The 16,499-nt window shown below is 56.1% G+C and carries 14 protein-coding genes and 1 other RNA gene; 1 reads left to right on the top strand and 14 read right to left on the bottom strand.

Annotated elements, in window-relative coordinates; translation table 11 throughout:
- Window positions 1–27 precede the first annotated feature (27 nt).
- From ftsA to rnpB, 13 genes are all read right to left on the bottom strand, one after another.
- Complete coding sequence (ftsA, locus tag PTW35_RS01930; protein WP_039459297.1) at window positions 28–1,284, bottom strand: cell division protein FtsA; 1,257 nt, start codon at window positions 1,282–1,284, stop codon at window positions 28–30.
- A gap of 52 nt (window positions 1,285–1,336) precedes the next feature.
- The gene (locus PTW35_RS01925; RefSeq protein ID WP_281026335.1) at window positions 1,337–2,104 is read right to left on the bottom strand and encodes a cell division protein FtsQ/DivIB; all 768 of its coding nucleotides are present in this window, start codon (window positions 2,102–2,104) and stop codon (window positions 1,337–1,339) included.
- 219 nt (window positions 2,105–2,323) lie between these two features.
- Window positions 2,324–3,784, bottom strand: a complete 1,461-nt coding sequence (murC, locus tag PTW35_RS01920) for a UDP-N-acetylmuramate--L-alanine ligase (RefSeq protein WP_281026334.1) — start codon at window positions 3,782–3,784, stop codon at window positions 2,324–2,326.
- A gap of 14 nt (window positions 3,785–3,798) precedes the next feature.
- Window positions 3,799–4,872 (bottom strand): undecaprenyldiphospho-muramoylpentapeptide beta-N-acetylglucosaminyltransferase, encoded by a 1,074-nt coding sequence (murG, locus tag PTW35_RS01915; protein WP_281026333.1) that lies wholly within the window; start codon window positions 4,870–4,872, stop codon window positions 3,799–3,801.
- A complete protein-coding gene (gene ftsW / locus PTW35_RS01910; RefSeq protein ID WP_281027418.1) occupies window positions 4,865–6,043 on the bottom strand; it encodes a cell division protein FtsW in 1,179 nt (392 codons plus the stop codon). Before ftsW ends, murG begins: the two co-directional genes overlap by 8 nt.
- A gap of 23 nt (window positions 6,044–6,066) precedes the next feature.
- Window positions 6,067–7,431, bottom strand: a complete 1,365-nt coding sequence (gene murD, locus PTW35_RS01905; RefSeq protein ID WP_281026332.1) for a UDP-N-acetylmuramoyl-L-alanine--D-glutamate ligase — start codon at window positions 7,429–7,431, stop codon at window positions 6,067–6,069.
- A gap of 1 nt (window position 7,432) precedes the next feature.
- Window positions 7,433–8,515 carry a phospho-N-acetylmuramoyl-pentapeptide-transferase gene (gene mraY / locus PTW35_RS01900; RefSeq protein ID WP_281026331.1) on the bottom strand — a complete coding sequence of 361 codons (1,083 nt, stop codon included), beginning with the start codon at window positions 8,513–8,515 and terminating at the stop codon, window positions 7,433–7,435.
- Window positions 8,515–9,903 (bottom strand): UDP-N-acetylmuramoyl-tripeptide--D-alanyl-D-alanine ligase, encoded by a 1,389-nt coding sequence (murF, locus tag PTW35_RS01895; protein WP_281026330.1) that lies wholly within the window; start codon window positions 9,901–9,903, stop codon window positions 8,515–8,517. The genes mraY and murF overlap by 1 nt, the downstream gene beginning before the upstream one ends.
- Entirely contained in the window at window positions 9,900–11,411 is a 1,512-nt protein-coding gene (gene murE, locus PTW35_RS01890; RefSeq protein ID WP_281026329.1) for a UDP-N-acetylmuramoyl-L-alanyl-D-glutamate--2,6-diaminopimelate ligase, read from the bottom strand. The genes murF and murE overlap by 4 nt, the downstream gene beginning before the upstream one ends.
- Complete coding sequence (ftsI, locus tag PTW35_RS01885) at window positions 11,398–13,176, bottom strand: peptidoglycan glycosyltransferase FtsI (RefSeq protein WP_281026328.1); 1,779 nt, start codon at window positions 13,174–13,176, stop codon at window positions 11,398–11,400. The genes murE and ftsI overlap by 14 nt, the downstream gene beginning before the upstream one ends.
- On the bottom strand, window positions 13,176–13,496 hold the full coding sequence (ftsL, locus tag PTW35_RS01880; RefSeq protein WP_281026327.1) for a cell division protein FtsL: 321 nt from the start codon (window positions 13,494–13,496) through the stop codon (window positions 13,176–13,178). Before ftsL ends, ftsI begins: the two co-directional genes overlap by 1 nt.
- Complete coding sequence (gene rsmH, locus PTW35_RS01875) at window positions 13,493–14,440, bottom strand: 16S rRNA (cytosine(1402)-N(4))-methyltransferase RsmH (RefSeq protein ID WP_281026326.1); 948 nt, start codon at window positions 14,438–14,440, stop codon at window positions 13,493–13,495. The genes ftsL and rsmH overlap by 4 nt, the downstream gene beginning before the upstream one ends.
- Before the next feature lie 309 nt (window positions 14,441–14,749).
- An RNA gene (gene rnpB, locus PTW35_RS01870) (RNase P RNA component class A) lies at window positions 14,750–15,138 on the bottom strand.
- Between the two features lie 37 nt (window positions 15,139–15,175).
- Between rnpB and PTW35_RS01865 the strand changes: the two genes are divergently transcribed.
- On the top strand, window positions 15,176–15,406 hold the full coding sequence (locus PTW35_RS01865; protein WP_281026325.1) for a hypothetical protein: 231 nt from the start codon (window positions 15,176–15,178) through the stop codon (window positions 15,404–15,406).
- Between the two features lie 173 nt (window positions 15,407–15,579).
- Here PTW35_RS01865 and rsmI read toward each other — a convergent pair whose 3' ends face one another.
- A complete protein-coding gene (gene rsmI, locus PTW35_RS01860) occupies window positions 15,580–16,440 on the bottom strand; it encodes a 16S rRNA (cytidine(1402)-2'-O)-methyltransferase (RefSeq protein WP_281026324.1) in 861 nt (286 codons plus the stop codon).
- Window positions 16,441–16,499 lie beyond the last annotated feature (59 nt).

Genomic DNA, 16,499 nt, shown 5'->3' with positions numbered 1-16,499 from the left:
CTCCGTCCATCCTGTTCGCATCAGGTTTTAAAATTCTTTTCTAAACCAGCCACTGAGCTTAGAGAAAAAGCCAGAAACAGAACGTTTCTGCTCGATTTCGCTATCATCAAATGTCTGACTATCCTTTCCGTAATGCAGTAAGCCTACTGCAGTCGCATAATGTGGGAATTGTACATGTTCCGTCAGCCCTGTCACATTGAGAGGCAGGCCAACACGTACCTGGTTGCTGAATACACGCTCGGCGCACTCCACCAGGCCTTCCATCTGGGCCGCACCGCCGGTCAGGACAATACCCGCCGCCAGCTGGTGCTTAACTCCCGCATTACGCAGTTGTTCTTGTACTTCTATCAGCTTCTGATTAACCAGCCCCAGCAACTCACTGTAACGGGGCTCTATCACTTCAGCCAGTGTTTGGCTCTGCAGGCTGCGCGACGGTCGGCCGCCAACGCTCGGGACGTCGACCTTGGCATCCTTGCTCACCAGCTCGCTCAGTGCACAGCCATACTTCACTTTAATTTCCTCGGCATCCCCCAACGGGGTACCGAACGCATAGGCAATATCGCTGGTCACGACATTGCCCGCATAAGGGATCACGGCCGCATGACGCAAGGCGCCACCGGTCCAGACGGCAATATCCATGGTACCGCCGCCAATATCCACCACGCACACACCAAGCTCGCGCTCATCAGGCGTCAGAACTGCGTGGCTGGCAGCCAAGCCGGAGAAAATAAGCTGATCGACTTTGAGATCACAGCGCTCTACCGCTTTGACGATATTCCGCGCCATGTCGTTATGGCAGGTGATCAAGTGAACACTGGCCTCCATGCGTACCCCAGATAAACCAACAGGGTTTTTAATTCCCTCTTGATAATCAATAGCAAATTCCTGAGGAATTACATGCAAAACTTTATGTTCATCACTAATTTTTACCGATTTAGCGGTGTGAATGACGTTATCAACATCATCCTGAGTCACTTCTTTGTCAGAAATCGGCACCATGCCTTCTTCCGTCTGGCAGCGGATATGCTTGCCCGACAGAGACAAAAATACCGAGGAGATCTGGCAGTCAGCCATCAACTCAGCTTTGTAGATCGCGCTCTGTACCGATTTGACTACAGACTCGAGATCATTCACGCCACCCTTGTCCATCCCTCCGGACGGACTGCTACCTTCACCGATGACATTGACCTCGCCATCCGGTAGCACTTCACCGACCAAAGCACTGACTTTGGACGTACCAATATCCAGGCCTACTATCAGTTTTTTATCTGCCGCCTTCGTCATAGCGCCTACTCTTATAGTTCTCTTAAGCCAAACAGGCTGCGGGCGAGCCGATCTATTTGGTCTTGCTTTGCTCTGGGCCTGCGACCCAGCCTACAGCAGCCCCAGTATCATAGCGTAAGTCTATGTACTCAATGGCCCTTCCTTGCTGTTCTAATTGCGGAGACAAGGCAATAAAGCGGTCAATCCGCTCCATACGCTCCTTGCGCCCCAACTCAAGCCTGACACCGTTGGTTAACCAAACCCGCCAGGCCCGACGTTCGTTTAATGCCAGCGTAGCAATTTCAAAGCCCGCATGCTGTAACCTCGGTTGCATTTCGCGCAATGCGCTCAACACTTCCGAGCTGGTGCCGTCTGGCCCCGCGAGGCCCACCAGCAATTGGCCGGCCTGTTCGGGCGGGGCTTCGAACACCTCACCATCATGGTTGACCAAGTAACGGCCATTCCAGGTGGCGGCGGGATCTTGTTCCACCAGAAATACTTTCAGGGTATCCGGCCACTGCTTGCGCACTGCCGCCCTGGCAACCCATGGCATCGCCTCGAGCGCATGCTGAATGTCATCGACATCCTGGGTCATGAAACTGCCAAGCTGCTCAAGGTGTAAGATCCCCGCTCGGACGTCGCCGGGCGTGAGGTAGTGTAGCTCACCCTGAATCACCAACTGTGACAACGGCAGTCGGTTGGCATCCGTCATCCAGTTGATGGCCGCGCTGAACAGCCAGGCAACCAACCCGATCACAAACAGAAAAAAAACCAATCCCCTACGGTTGTGTAACGGAGCCGCAGGGGAAAACGATATTCTTTTTAGGACACTATCAGCCATAAATAGTTTAATCCCAATGTCATAGCCGATACCTACCCAGAAAAAGCGGCAAGATCATTCCCTCAATCCGTTCCGCTTTCTCGCGTAAAGTTGACAGATTATACCGAGCAAGTTCCGGCTCTCCAACAACTGATAGCCGATTCCTCGCATATCCTTGGCTACAAGCTTAAATTAAAGCAAAAAACAAGCCAAATATATATTTTTTTATACCACCAAAATTTATTGCTGGCTCATCTGCTCAATATTCAATTGCATATCAGCCAACTGGCGAGCAATTTTGCCAACATCCCCTGCGCCTTGTGTCAGAACCAAATCATCATTTTGTAGAATATTTGCCAATGCTGACGGAAGTGCATCGATATTCGGCACAAAAATCGGATCCAGCTTACCTCGGCCACGGATGGTGCGGCACAGTGCTCGGCCATCCGCGCCGGCAATCGGCTGCTCGCCCGCAGCGTATACATCCAGCATCACCAGCACATCAACTTGCTCAAGCACATTAGCAAAGTCATCATACAGATCGCGGGTACGGCTATAGCGGTGCGGCTGGAACACCATCACCAAGCGCTTATCTTCCCAGCCAGCCCGTGCCGCCTGGATCGTCACGTCGACTTCACTTGGATGATGGCCGTAGTCATCGACCAGCATCACCTTACCATTACCCGTTTCAAACTCACCCAGGTGATCAAAACGTCGTCCAGTACCCTCGAACTCGGCCAGCGCGCGGATGATAGCTTCATCGGCCACCCCTTCTTCCGTTGCTACCGCAACAGCAGCGGTGGCATTGAGCGCATTGTGCTTGCCCGGAATATTCAGTTTGATCTGCAAGGCTGGCTTGCCTTTGCGTAGTATCGAGAAATGTCCCTGCTGACCGCGCTGATCATAATCAACCAAACGCACATCTGCATCTTCGGAAAAACCGTAGGTGATCACCTGACGACCGATTCTCGGCAGCAGCTCACGCACCACAGGATCATCAATACACATCACGGCCAGGCCGTAAAACGGCAGGTTGTGGAGGAAATCGACAAAGGTCTGCTTCAGAACTTCAAAGTCACCACCATAGGTATCCATGTGATCGGCTTCGATATTGGTCACCACGCATACCATTGGCTGCAGGTGCAGGAACGAGGCATCACTTTCGTCTGCTTCGGCAATCAGGTAGCGGCTCGAACCCAAGCGGGCATTGGTTCCGGCACTCTTGACCAAGCCACCATTGACGAACGTTGGATCTAAACCTGCCTCGGAATAAATCTGGGTAACCAGCGCAGTGGTGGTAGTTTTTCCGTGGGTACCGGCGATCGCAATACCGTGACGGTAGCGCATCAGCTCGGCCAGCATTTCCGCCCGGCGCACGACCGGAATACGCAGCTCACGGGCTGCTGCCAACTCAGGGTTGGTTGGGTCGATAGCCGTCGAGGCCACGACAACGCTGGCACCATCGATGTTGCTGGCCGCATGGCCAAAGAAAATCTCAGCCCCTTTGCTTGTTAGGCGGTTGGTCACGGCATTCGGCGCCAAATCCGAGCCGCTGACATGGTAGCCTTCGTTCACCAAGACTTCGGCGATACCGCTCATGCCAGCACCACCGATCCCTACAAAGTGGATACGCTCTACGCGGCGCATCTCTGGCACCATGGTTCTAATTTTTGCTAATTGCTGGTTATCCAGTTTACTCATCACTTTGTCTCGTCTTATTGCTTTGCCAGCGATTTAATCACCTCCGCCACCCGGCGGTCAGCATCCACAATCGCTGCGTCTCGTGCCGCCTGCGCCATCAGGGCCAGCTGTGCACGATCTAATTGTTGTAAGGTATCGGCCAACCCTTCGGCAGTCAGCTCTGGCTGCTCAATCATTTTTGCGGCGCCACACTGCACCAAATGATCGGCATTGAGGGCCTGCTGGCGATCCTTGTGCATGAATGGCACAAACACCGCGCCGAGGCCTGCCGCCGACAGTTCGGAGACCGTCAGGGCCCCCGAGCGGCAAACGACGATGTCGGCCCACGCATAGGCGGCGGCCACATCGTCAATGAATTCGGTTACTTGGTAATTGTCGCCCGGCGCGTTGGCGTATTGGGCGTAATCTTGCTCGGTCTGTGCCTGGGCCCCTTTGCCGGCCTGGTGCCACACCGTGATTTTATCGCCCAGTAAGCCCGCTACTTGAGGCAGTGTTTGATTGAGGATGCGAGCACCCTGGCTACCGCCCATCACCAATACCCTGATCGGGCCTTCACGCTCGCCGAAGCGCTGCTCTGGCGCTGCCAGCGAAACCACATCCTGACGCACAGGGTTGCCGACAACCTCGCGGTTCGGGAAAGCGCCCGGAAAGGCCTGCAGTACGCTGGAAGCAATACGTGAAAGCCACTGGTTGGTCAGGCCGGCTACCGCATTTTGTTCGTGCAGGATCACCGGTACGCCCGACAACCAGGCTGCGACGCCGCCCGGACCGCTGACATAGCCGCCCATGCCCAGCACGGCATCGGGCTGCCACGCTTTGATATATTTTCTCGCCTGCAGGATCGCACCGACAATCTTGAATGGTGCAGCCAACAAGCGGGTAATCCCCTGGCCGCGCAACCCCTTAACCTTGATAAAGTCGATCTCGATACCGTGCTTTGGTACCAATTCGGCTTCCATTCGATCAGCCGTGCCCAACCAGCGAATATCCCAGCCTTCTTGCTGCAAGCGCTTGGCAACAGCCAAGCCCGGAAAGACATGCCCTCCGGTTCCGCCCGCCATGACCAGCAGGCGTTTATTCTTATTCATTGTCATTTTCTTCTACTTCCGGATCCGGCATCGCTTTGACAGCGATTCGCTGCTCGTAGTCTATCCGGATCAAAATGGCGACCGCAGTAGCCATAATAAATAAACTGGAGCCACCGTAACTGATCAGTGGCAGAGTCAGGCCTTTGGTCGGAACCATGCCCGCGGCAGCCCCTACATTGACCAAGGTCTGGAAAGCAAACCAGAATGCAAAGCCAAATGCCAGAAAACCACCATATAACTGCTCGGTCTGCAGGCAGCGGCGGCCAATCATCAGCGCCTTGAACACCAGGGCGAAGATCAGCAGCAGCACCACCGTCACCCCAATCAGCCCGACTTCCTCAGCCAATACCGCAAACACGAAATCGGTATGTGCCTCGGGCAGATACTCGAGTTTCTGGATTGAGTTGCCCAGCCCCTGTCCCAGCCAATCACCCCGGCCGAAGGCCATCAGTGACTGGGTCAACTGGTAGCCGCTGCCAAACGGATCATCCCACGGGTCGAGAAACGACGTCACCCGTCGCCAACGGTAAGGTTCGAAGTAAATCAGAGAGGCAATACCGACGCCCGCCGTGGCTATCATGACAATGAACTGCCACAGTTTGGCACCAGCAATAAACAGCATACCGACCGTGGTAACGAACATCACCACGAAGGAGCCGAGGTCGGGCTGCTCAAGCAACAAGCCGCCGAGTACAATAAGTACTAGCAGCGGCTTGGCAAAACCGACGAAGGTTTCCCTCACCTGCTGATATTGGCGGACCAGGTAACCCGAAAGAAACAAGAACAGGGAAAGCTTGGCCACTTCAGCAGGCTGCAGGTTGAAAATCCCCAGCGGGATCCAGCGCGATGCCCCGTTGACTGAACGGCCAACGCCAAGGACCGCGATCAGCAAAACAATCGAAAGGATCAGCATTGGCACGCTGTACTGACGCCACTTTTCGAGCGGGATCATCAGAACGAAACTTGCCAGCACCAAAGAGCACACCAGAAAGAAGCCATGGCGCAGGGCAAAGTAGAACGGCATATCTGTCAGGCGGGTCGCGATCGGCACCGAGGCAGAGGTCACCATAACCAGCCCTGTGACCATCAAGGCCAATGCGATCCAAACCAGTTGCCTGTCATACGGGCTGTGTGCCGCCGGTTTGGTCATCCAGTCAAAAAACTGCCCCATCCCTTCCTTTACCGCTCCTGCCATCAGCTATCCTTGCCTACTTGATGCTGCAGTGATTGCGCCAATTCGACAAAGGTATCACCACGTACCATAAAGTTAGCAAATTGATCGAAGCTCGCACAGGCCGGAGATAGCAAAATCATGTCACCAGCACGGGCGGTATGCGCGGCTTGCGACATGGCTTGCTCCATCGTCTCAACCATTACCGGCTGCGGCACCAATGGGGCAAACTGATGGCCATCACGGCCAAAACAATATAGCTGGGTATCCAATGTGGCCAACACCGGGGCCAACTCGGAAAAATCCGCCCCCTTGCCGTCACCACCGACCAGCAAGTGCAGCTTGCCGTCAAGCTGCAGACCGTTAAGCGCGGCCAGGGTGCTCGCCAGGTTGGTCGCTTTGGAGTCATTGACCCACTTTACGCCATGCTGCTCGGCAACCAGCTGGCAGCGGTGGGCCAAGCCGTTGTAGCGACGCAGCGCCCGGCACGAGGCCTCGCGGTCAATGCCAGCTGCATCGGCCAGGGCCAGCGCCGCCAAGCTATTGGCCACATTGTGGCGGCCGACCAGGGCAATATCCTTGCTAGGCATGACAGGCTCTCCGGCTACGGCCAGCCACTCCTCGCCTTGGTGCTCAACCAAGCCATAGCGCTCAGTGCTATCACTGTTACCGGCATTGAGGCCAAAGCTGACCAGCTCAAGCTTACGACGATCAGTATCCGGCTTGGTCGCCAGATCTTCGCGGTTGAACACCGCCAGCTCGGCATGGTTGAAGATCCGCATCTTGGCCGCGCTGTACTGGGCCAGGCCGCCAGGATAGCGGTCCATATGATCTTCGGATAGATTGAGGTACGCCGCCGCTTTCAGCGCCAGGCTTGAGGTGGTTTCGAGCTGAAAGCTGGACAACTCGAGGACATACAGATCGTGATCCTCTGCCAGCATATCCAGCGCAGCAAAACCGATGTTACCACCGACACCGACGGTGATACCGGCCTCTTTGGCCATCTCGCCGACCAGGCTGGTCACTGTACTCTTGCCGTTGGAACCGGTGATCGCCACCACCGGCTTGCCTACCGCCCGGGCAAACAGCTCGATATCACCGACGATCTCAATCCCGGCCGCTGCGGCCTGCTGCAACTGCGGGGTAGCCAGGGCGATCCCCGGGCTCGAGACAATCATGTCTGCCGCCATCAGCCAGTCCATCTGCCACTGGCCGCTGCAAAGCTCAACCGACGGCGGGAGTTGTTCGCGGCCTGGAGGGTGCTCGCGGGTATCAATGACCTTGATGTCCAATGGCTGAGCCGCCCTCAGCAAATGGTTCACCACCGACAGGCCTGTCATGCCCAGCCCGATCACCACAACCTGTTTTACGCCTTCCAAGCCTTTCATCTTATCGTACCTTCAGGGTTGCCAGTGCGATCAGTACCAGCATCAAAGTAATGATCCAGAAACGCACAATCACTCGTGGCTCCGGCCAGCCTTTCAATTCATAGTGATGGTGGATCGGTGCCATGCGGAAGATCCGCTGGCCACGCAATTTGTACGAGCCAACCTGCAGGATCACCGACACGGTCTCCATCACGAAGACACCGCCCATCACAACCAGCAGCAGCTCCTGGCGAACCAGTACCGCAATGGTACCCAGCGCGCCGCCCAAGGCCAATGAGCCGACATCGCCCATAAAGACCTGTGCCGGATAGGTGTTGAACCACAGGAAGCCCAAACCGGCACCGACGATCGCGGTACAGACGACAACCAGCTCACTGGCATCTTTGAGGTAAGGGATATGCAGGTAGTTGGCAAAGTTGACGTTACCGGTCGCCCAGGCGATGAATGCCATACCGCCGGCTACCATCACGGTCGGCATGATTGCCAAGCCGTCAAGGCCGTCGGTCAGGTTGACGGCATTACTGGTACCGACAATGACAAAGTAGGTAAATACGATGTAGAACAAGCCAAGCTGCGGCATGACATCCTTGAAGAATGGCACCACCAGCTGGGTCGCCACGGTATCCTGGCCATGCACATACAGGGCAAAGGCTACCCCCAAGGCAATCACCGACTGCCAGAAATACTTCCAGCGGGCGATCAGGCCATCGGTATTCTTGCGCACCACCTTGCGGTAGTCATCGACAAAGCCGACTGCGCCGTAACCTAGCATTACGGTCAGTACCGCCCAGACATACGGATTGGTCAGATCGGCCCAAAGCAGCACCGTAATGGCAATGGAGGCCAAGATCATGATCCCGCCCATTGTCGGGGTACCGCGTTTGCTGAAGTGAGATTCAGGGCCATCGTGGCGGACTACCTGGCCGATCTGCAGCATCTGCAGTCGGGCGATCAGGCGAGGTCCCATCCACAATGAAATCATCAGCGCGGTCAAGATGCTGATGATGGCGCGGAAAGTCAGGTATTCAAACAGTCGAAAAAATGGAAATGTCGATTCCAGTAAATCAGCTAACCAGTAAATCATTATTTATGTTCCTGCAGTGCAACAATCACATCTTCCATGCGGGAGCTACGGGCTCCTTTTGCTAGCACTGTCACTTGGATGTTGTCTTCATTGAGCAAAGGATCAAGCTGCTGCTGCAGCGTCTCAATCAATGCTGTTTTATCGTTAAAATGTTGACCATTGTTGAGCGAGCTGACGATTTGGCTGGCATTGCCAAACGTCAGTACCTTATCCAGGCGACGTTCGAGGGCATACTCTGCCACTTCCTGGTGCAGTGCTGCACTGTCATCGCCCAACTCGGCCATGTCCCCCAATACAAACCAGCGCTGACCGTCGAATCCAGCCAACAAATCGATCGCCGCCTTCACGGAAGCAACACTGGCGTTGTAGGTATCGTCGATCAGGCGCAGATTCTGGCGCGGCTCAGTCACATCGGCACGGCCCTTCACATTGGCCACACCGCCCAGCCCCGCCTGTACCTGCTCCGGCGTTGCCCCCATCGCCATTGCCAGCGCTGCAGCGGCAAGAGCATTGGCGACATTATGACCACCAGCCAACGTCAGGCTGACCGGAAATGTTGCTGCGGGGGTGCGCATTGTAAAGCAAGCACGGCCCATACTGTTAATACTTATGTCAAGCGCGTGAAAATCTGCTTCTGGCTGGCTGGCCGAAAACGTCTGCAGCTGATGCTTATCCAACATCGGCTGCCACATATCCAGGGCATTGGAGTCAAGGTTGATAACGGCGACGGCGTCTTTACCACGCGCTTCCAAGCCTTCGAAGATCTCGCCCTTGGCTTTCGCCACCCCGTCCAGCGAGCCAAACCCTTCGAGATGGGCGGCGGCGAGATTGTTGATCAGTGCCACCTGCGGCTTGACCAGATTAGTGGTGTAGGAAATCTCTTTCTGGTGATTGGCACCCAGCTCAATCACCGCAAACTCATGCTCTGGCTCCAAACGAAGCAGGGTCAGCGGGACTCCAATGTCATTATTGAAGTTTCCACCCGTTGCCAGTACCTTGCCTTTCTGCGCCAAGATAGCAGCCGTCATCTCTTTGACTGTGGTTTTGCCGCAGCTACCGGTCAGGGCCACCGTCTTCAAGCCATGGCGCTGCTCCATCTCTGCCTTTAACCATGCGCCAAGCTGGCCGAGTGCCTTGTGGGTATCGCCGACCACCAACTGTGGCAGCTCAACCGGTAAGTGCTTGCTTACCAGCAAGGCGGTAGCCCCTTGCTCTTTGGCGCTCTGGCAAAAGTCATGGGCATCAAAGCGCTCGCCGATCAAGGCAATGAAAAGGGTCTCGGTGCCGATTTTACGGGTATCGGTCGAGACTGCCGATATAGTGGTATCAGCACCCACCAGCTGGCCGCCCAGCACCTCGGCCAATTGGGATAGTTGAACCGGGATCATGCCTTTACCTCCAGCAACTCGGCGACCGTCTCGCGGTCAGAATAATGAATAGTACGATCAGCCAAGATCTGGTAGTCCTCGTGGCCCTTGCCCGCTACCAACACGATGTCCTCGGCAGCGGCATGGGTAAGTGCCCACTGACACGCTGCGCGGCGGTCATGGATGGTCTCGGCTAATTGCGGCTGGGCGAGACCGGCCAGCATATCAGCCATGATAGCGCCCGGCGCCTCGCTGCGCGGGTTGTCATCGGTCAGGATCACCCGATCCGCCAGGCTCTCCGCCGCCTGCGCCATCAGTGGGCGCTTGCCGCGGTCGCGATCGCCGCCGCAGCCAAAAATACACCAGAGCTTGCCGTGGCAGTGCACTCGCAGGGCTTGCAGGGCCTTTTCCAGGGCGTCGGGAGTGTGAGCATAGTCAACGACCATCATAGGTTTGTCAGGCTTTTGAAAAACTTCCATCCGCCCGGTAACCGCCTGCAGCTGCGGCGCCGCAGCCAGCAGGGCTGCCATCGGATAGCCTGTCGCCAGCAGGGTTGCCAGCGACAGCAGCAGGTTGGTGACATTGAATGCCCCGACTAGCGGCGCGGTGAACTGCCCGGCTCCCCAACTGGACCCAAAGGCAACGGTGACACCCTGCGCGCTGTAGTCAACCGACTCCAACCACAGCAGCTGGCCTTTGTGGCCTGCCAGTTGAGCCGGCTCCATAGCGACCGCAACAGCTTGCGGCAGCTCGACCAGCCATTCACGGCCGACCGGGTCATCGGCATTGATCACCGCAACACCGCACTGGTGCTCGGTAAACAGGGTTTTCTTGGCCTCGGCATAGCTGGCCATATCACCATGGTAATCGAGGTGGTCACGGCTGAGGTTCGTGAAGATACTGGCCTTGAACTCCAGGGCCTTGACCCGCCCCTGGACCAAGCCGTGGGAAGATACTTCCATCGCAGCAAAACGGGCTCCCTGGCCCGCCATCTGCTGCAAGACACAAGGAATTTCAAGGGCGCTACCGGTAGTGTTCGTGGCCGGCTGGATCTGCCCCAGCAAACCGTTGCCCGTCGTGCCCATCACCCCTGCCGGTTTACCCAGCAGCATAACCCATTGCGCCAAGAGCTGGCTGATAGTTGTCTTGCCGTTGGTTCCCGTCACGGCAACCACATCGACGTGTTCGTCCGGCGCCCCATAAAAACGCTTGGCGATTGCCGACAGCAAGTCGCCCAGGCGGGGGAGGTAAATCACGGCACCGCTATCGCTTTGCTCAAGGTAAGGCTGATCGGTGTCGGCCTGTGCCAACACCAACGCGGCACCGGCTTGCTGAGCCTTGGCGATAAACTGCCGGCCGTCGACGCTGTGGCCCTTCACGGCAACAAACATCTCGCCGGTCTTGATCTGCCGGCTATCGAGGGTCATCCCTGAAATAGTCACTGTCGCCAGAGACTCAGGCAGGCAAAGGTCCTCCAGCCACGGCGACAACAGCTCACCGATGGTGTGTAATAATTTAGGTTCCGGCATGGGTATTGCCTCTGTGGTTCACTACATTTAATTCTTCAAGCGTTCCCGCATCCGGCGGGATATTCAAAATCTGTAAGGCACTCTCCATCACTTCGGAGAAAATCGGCGCGGCAATGGCGCCACCGTAATAGGCATCCCCCTGCGGTTCGTTGACCACCACCACCATCGCCAGTCGCGGGTTGCTGATCGGAGCCAGTCCAGCCGTCATCGCCACGTATTCATCGCTGTAGCCGCCGGCTGCCGCTTTCTTCGCGGTACCGGTTTTCGCCCCGACACGGTAGCCCGGCACCGCCGCACGGCGGGCACTGCCGCCCTGGTGGGTCACCAACTCAAGCATATCGAGCAGCTTGCGGGTGTTCTCAGCCGAGACAACCTGGCGACCGGGCACCACCGATTCGGTCTTGAGAATAGAAAGCGGACGGTTGACCCCCATCGCTCCCAGCGTGGCATAGGCCCGCACCAGCTGGATAGGGGTAACGGAAATCCCATAGCCAAACGAGAGGGTCGCCCGTTCAAAGTCAGACCAACGGCGGCGATCCGGGAAAAAGCCCTGCGCCTCACCGATCAGGTTGATCCCCGAGGCATCGCCCAGTCCGACGCTGCTGTACATCCCCAGCACCGCATCGACCGGCATCGCCAGCGAGAGCTTACTGACCCCGATATTACTGGACTTTTGCAGGATCTTAGCAAGATTGGCCTTGCCGACCCGGGACACATCCCGCACCCGGCTACCGCCAATCTGCATCAGGCCGTTGCCGGTATCGATAACGGTATCTTCGTCGGCAACACCATTTTCCATGGCCGCTAACACCACAAACGGCTTGATCGTCGAACCCGGCTCCATCGCATCGGTGATCGCCCGGTTACGCATCCGGAAACTCTTCAGCTGGTCGCGGTTGTTCGGGTTATAGGACGGCGCATTGACCATCGCCAGTATTTCACCGGTACGGACATCGACCATCACCACCGATGCCGACGTCGCTTGGTAATCCGCCACCGCCTGCTTCACCGCGCGGTAGGCAACGGCCTGCAGGCGCTGATCAATACTCAGGCTGAGCGGTTGGCCCGGCTCGCGCTTCTTGAGGGAAATATTCTCGACGACCCGGCCATAGCGATCTTTGCGCACGGTACGGCGACCCGGCTCGCCGGTCAGCCAGCCATCATAGGTCCGCTCGACGCCTTCCAGGCCGTGGCTATCAATACCGGTCACACCGATCAGGTGGGCACTGACTTCACCGGCAGGGTAAAAGCGGCGGGATTCATCTTTCAGGCCAATGCCGGGTAGCTTAAGCTTGCCGACATAGGCTGCCATGGCAGGACTAACCTGGCGTTGCAGGTAAATAAAGCGGCGCTTGCTGTTGTTTTCGAGCCTTGTCATCAACCCTTGGCGATCAAGCCCCAGCACATCGGCCAGGGCATACCAGCGCTCGGGCTGGGCAAGGCCGCCATTGTTGAAGATCTGGACCGGATCGGCCCACACCGCCTGCACGGGGACGCTGACCGCCAACTGCTCGCCATTGCGGTCGGAGATAATCCCGCGGGCAGAAGGCAGTGCCTTGACCCGCAGCGAGCGCAAGTCGCCTTCCTGGATCAGCTTGCCGGGCTCAAGGACCTGGATATAGGCCGATCGCGCCAGCAGGGCGACCAGGGCCAGTAAAATACACGCACAAATAACACCAAAGCGCCACGGGATAAATGCCGGTGGCGCTTTCTGGCGACGTTGATTCTGCTTATCAGAACGCTTGAAGGCTTTTGTTATTTTCATTATTTAACAATAATTTCGCTATCACGGGATGGACGCTGCATCTCCATCTCCTGCTCGGCTAAACGTTCAATTCGACTGTGCTCGGCCAATGAACTTTCTTCAAGGATCTGATTTCGCCACTCGATATCGAGCTGATCACGCTCGATCAGCAGTTGTTCCTGCTGGGCTATCAGCTGGCGCGAATGGTGGGTGATCAACACCACCCCCATTGCCGAAATCAGAACCAGAACCAACAATACCATCGGGATACGACCGACTGATATTAAATCCCGGCCAATGATCTGGGCCAGGTTATCCGTTGGTTCCGGTTGCTGGCTCATAGGCGTTCAGCCAAGCGCAGTACAGAACTACGGGAGCGAGCGTTATCGCTCACTTCATTTTTCGATGGCTTGATCGCTTTACCGACCGGCTTCAGATCCGCGCTGCCCAGCGCCTTGATCTGCTCTTCCGTCAATGGCAAACCAGCCGGTACTTCCGGTCCTTTGCTCTGTTTGCGGATAAAGCGCTTAACCATACGGTCTTCCAGCGAGTGGAAGCTGATCACCGACAGGCGGCCCCCTTTCGCCAAGATACTCACGGCGCCTTTCAGCGCGGTTTCAATTTCTTCAAGCTCGCTGTTGATGTAGATACGAATCGCCTGGAAGCTACGCGTTGCCGGGTGCTTGTGCTTATCCTTGAACGGCGACACATCCGCTATCAGCTTGGCCAGCTGGGTGGTACGGGTCAACGGCTCGTTCTCCGGATCTTCCCGGTAGGCCACGATGCCGCGGGCAATGCGTTTGGCAAAGCGCTCTTCACCAAACTCTTTCAGTACCCAGGCAATGTCATCGGCTTCCGCTTCAGCCAGCCATTCTGCCGCAGAGATCCCGGATGTCGGGTCCATACGCATATCAAGCGGCCCATCTCGCATAAAACTAAAGCCGCGCTCGGCATCGTCCAGCTGCGGAGAAGAAACCCCCAGATCCAACAACACGCCATCGACGCGACCGATCAAATCGCGCTCTTCCATATACTTTTCCATACCCGAGAACGGGCCATGGATGATGGTAAAGCGCGGATCATCAATTTTCTGGGCTTCGGCAATCGCCTGGGGATCGCGGTCAATACTGTATAGACGCCCGTTTTCACCTAGCTGGGAAAGGATCAGGCGGCTGTGACCACCGCGGCCAAATGTACCATCGATATAGATACCATCTGGCTTGATGGCCAAACCATCAACCGATTCATGAAGTAAAACCGAGACGTGCTCAAACTGTTCAGACATAAGTAGTTCTTCAGCTCTTGTAAAAGCGTGCCAACCCGTTAGACAACAAGCCAGCATAAAATCCAGTAACAGTGGAAATTCATAAACTTAGACTATTAAAACACTGTTTTAAAAGAATTTTCCGCAAATTCCCACCGCAAAGTGTACGTATTTGATAAAAAAGATGTCAAGCCGAGGGCCGCAATTCTAACAATCACTTGAAATTAATTGCGGAGGCTAAGGGGGATCACGGCGGTGTCACCGAGCCCAAAACGACAAAAGGTGATGCAACGTCTCGCAAGAGACCTCGCATCACCTTTTATGCTTAAAGGGGTGAGTTGGCCGATGAGCCGGGTTCTGTCCCGCTTACGCGGTGGTAACCATTCCTCTAGGCCTGCAATCACTCACAGGCTCAAGCAACCTACCCGTCCCCAACGCGGGCCACGCCATTAGGGACCTATTTGGTCTTGCTCCGGGTGGAGTTTACCGTGCCACGAACTATTACTAGCCGCGCGGTGCGCTCTTACCGCACCCTTTCACCCTTACCTGTGCACCACTCCGAAGAATGGGCCATCGGCGGTCTGCTCTCTGCTGCACTGGTCGTAGGCTCGCGCCCCCCAGACGTTATCTGGCACCCTGCCCTGTGGAGCCCGGACTTTCCTCCCCCTCGTCAGTCTCCCAAAGGACATCAACGAGGCAGCGGTTACCTGGCCAACTCAGGCGGGCGATTGTATAGGACTTGGCTCACAGTTACCAGTGAAAAATCCTACAAAAACGCGAAGCGGTGGAAATAGCAACAGCGGTGCTGTGGTGCTGTGGTGCTGTGGTGCTGTGGTGCTGTGGTGCTGTGGTGCTGTGGTGCTGTGGTGCTGTGGTGCTGTGGTGCTGTGGTGCTGTGGTGCTGTGGTGCTGTGGTGCTGTGGTGCTGTGGTGCTGTGGTGCTGTGGTGCTGTGGTGCTGTGGTGCTGTGGTGCTGTGCAAGATTGATTCATCCATTCATCTTGTCAATGCCCTTTGTTTCCCAAGGCATATTATAATTATGTGAGCAAAACTTTGTAAGCATATAAAAATCCCCGATTTTGGTTCGGGGATTTCTTTATCGATATTATTTAGTCAGGCAAATCACTGTTTACCCATAGGGCCATAGCCACATAGGACCGTTAATCGAGGTTTTCAAGTCCCCACTTATACAGCGCGTTCTTCTTGACCCCGTGGATCTCCGCCGCCAGCGCCGCCGCCTTTTTCAGCGGCAACTCTTTGACCAGCAGCCCCAGGGTGCGCAGCGCATCGGCCGGCAACTCTTCTTTCTCGGCGCGATGCCCGGCCACCAGCAGGACCATTTCGCCCCGGGTCCGGTTACTGTCTTCGCCCAGCCACTCAATCAGCTCGCCCAGCGGTGCCCCATGGATAGTTTCGTAGGTTTTGGTCAGCTCGCGCGCCAGCACCACCTGGCGGTCGGGGCCCAGCACGGCCAGCATATCTGCCAGCGAGTCCATGATGCGATGCGGTGATTCATAGAAAATCATGGTGCGCTCGTCATTGGCCAGAGCCTGGAAGCGATCACGGCGCCCCTTGCTTTTTGGCGGCAAAAAGCCCTCGAAGCTGAAGCGGTCGGACGGCAGGCCGGCCCCGCTGAGCGCCGTCACAACCGCACAAGGCCCAGGAAGAGGGACAACTTTAACACCCGCCTGACGACAACGGTTGACAAGATGGTATCCTGGATCACTGATCAGCGGCGTACCGGCATCGGACACAAGAGCGATACTGGTACCAGCCTGAAGTTTTTCGATCAGGTAGTCAGCTTTTTGCTGCTCATTGTGATCGTGAAGCGCAAAGGTGCGGGTCGAGATCGAAAAATGGGTCAGCAGGCGCGAGGTATGTCGCGTATCCTCGGCGGCAATCAGATCGACATTTGCCAATACGTCCAATGCACGCTGCGTGATGTCCGCCAAATTACCGATTGGTGTAGGTACGATGTACAAAGTTGCGACATCTACCGTGCATGAATTGGTCTCACTCATTTGTCTAAGATCTCATCTGCAATTAATATAGAGAGTAATTTGTCACAGTTGAATGAATT

It is taken from the genome of Photobacterium sp. DA100 (assembly GCF_029223585.1).
Classification (GTDB): domain Bacteria; phylum Pseudomonadota; class Gammaproteobacteria; order Enterobacterales; family Vibrionaceae; genus Photobacterium.
This window is presented reverse-complemented; position numbering and strand designations above follow the sequence as displayed.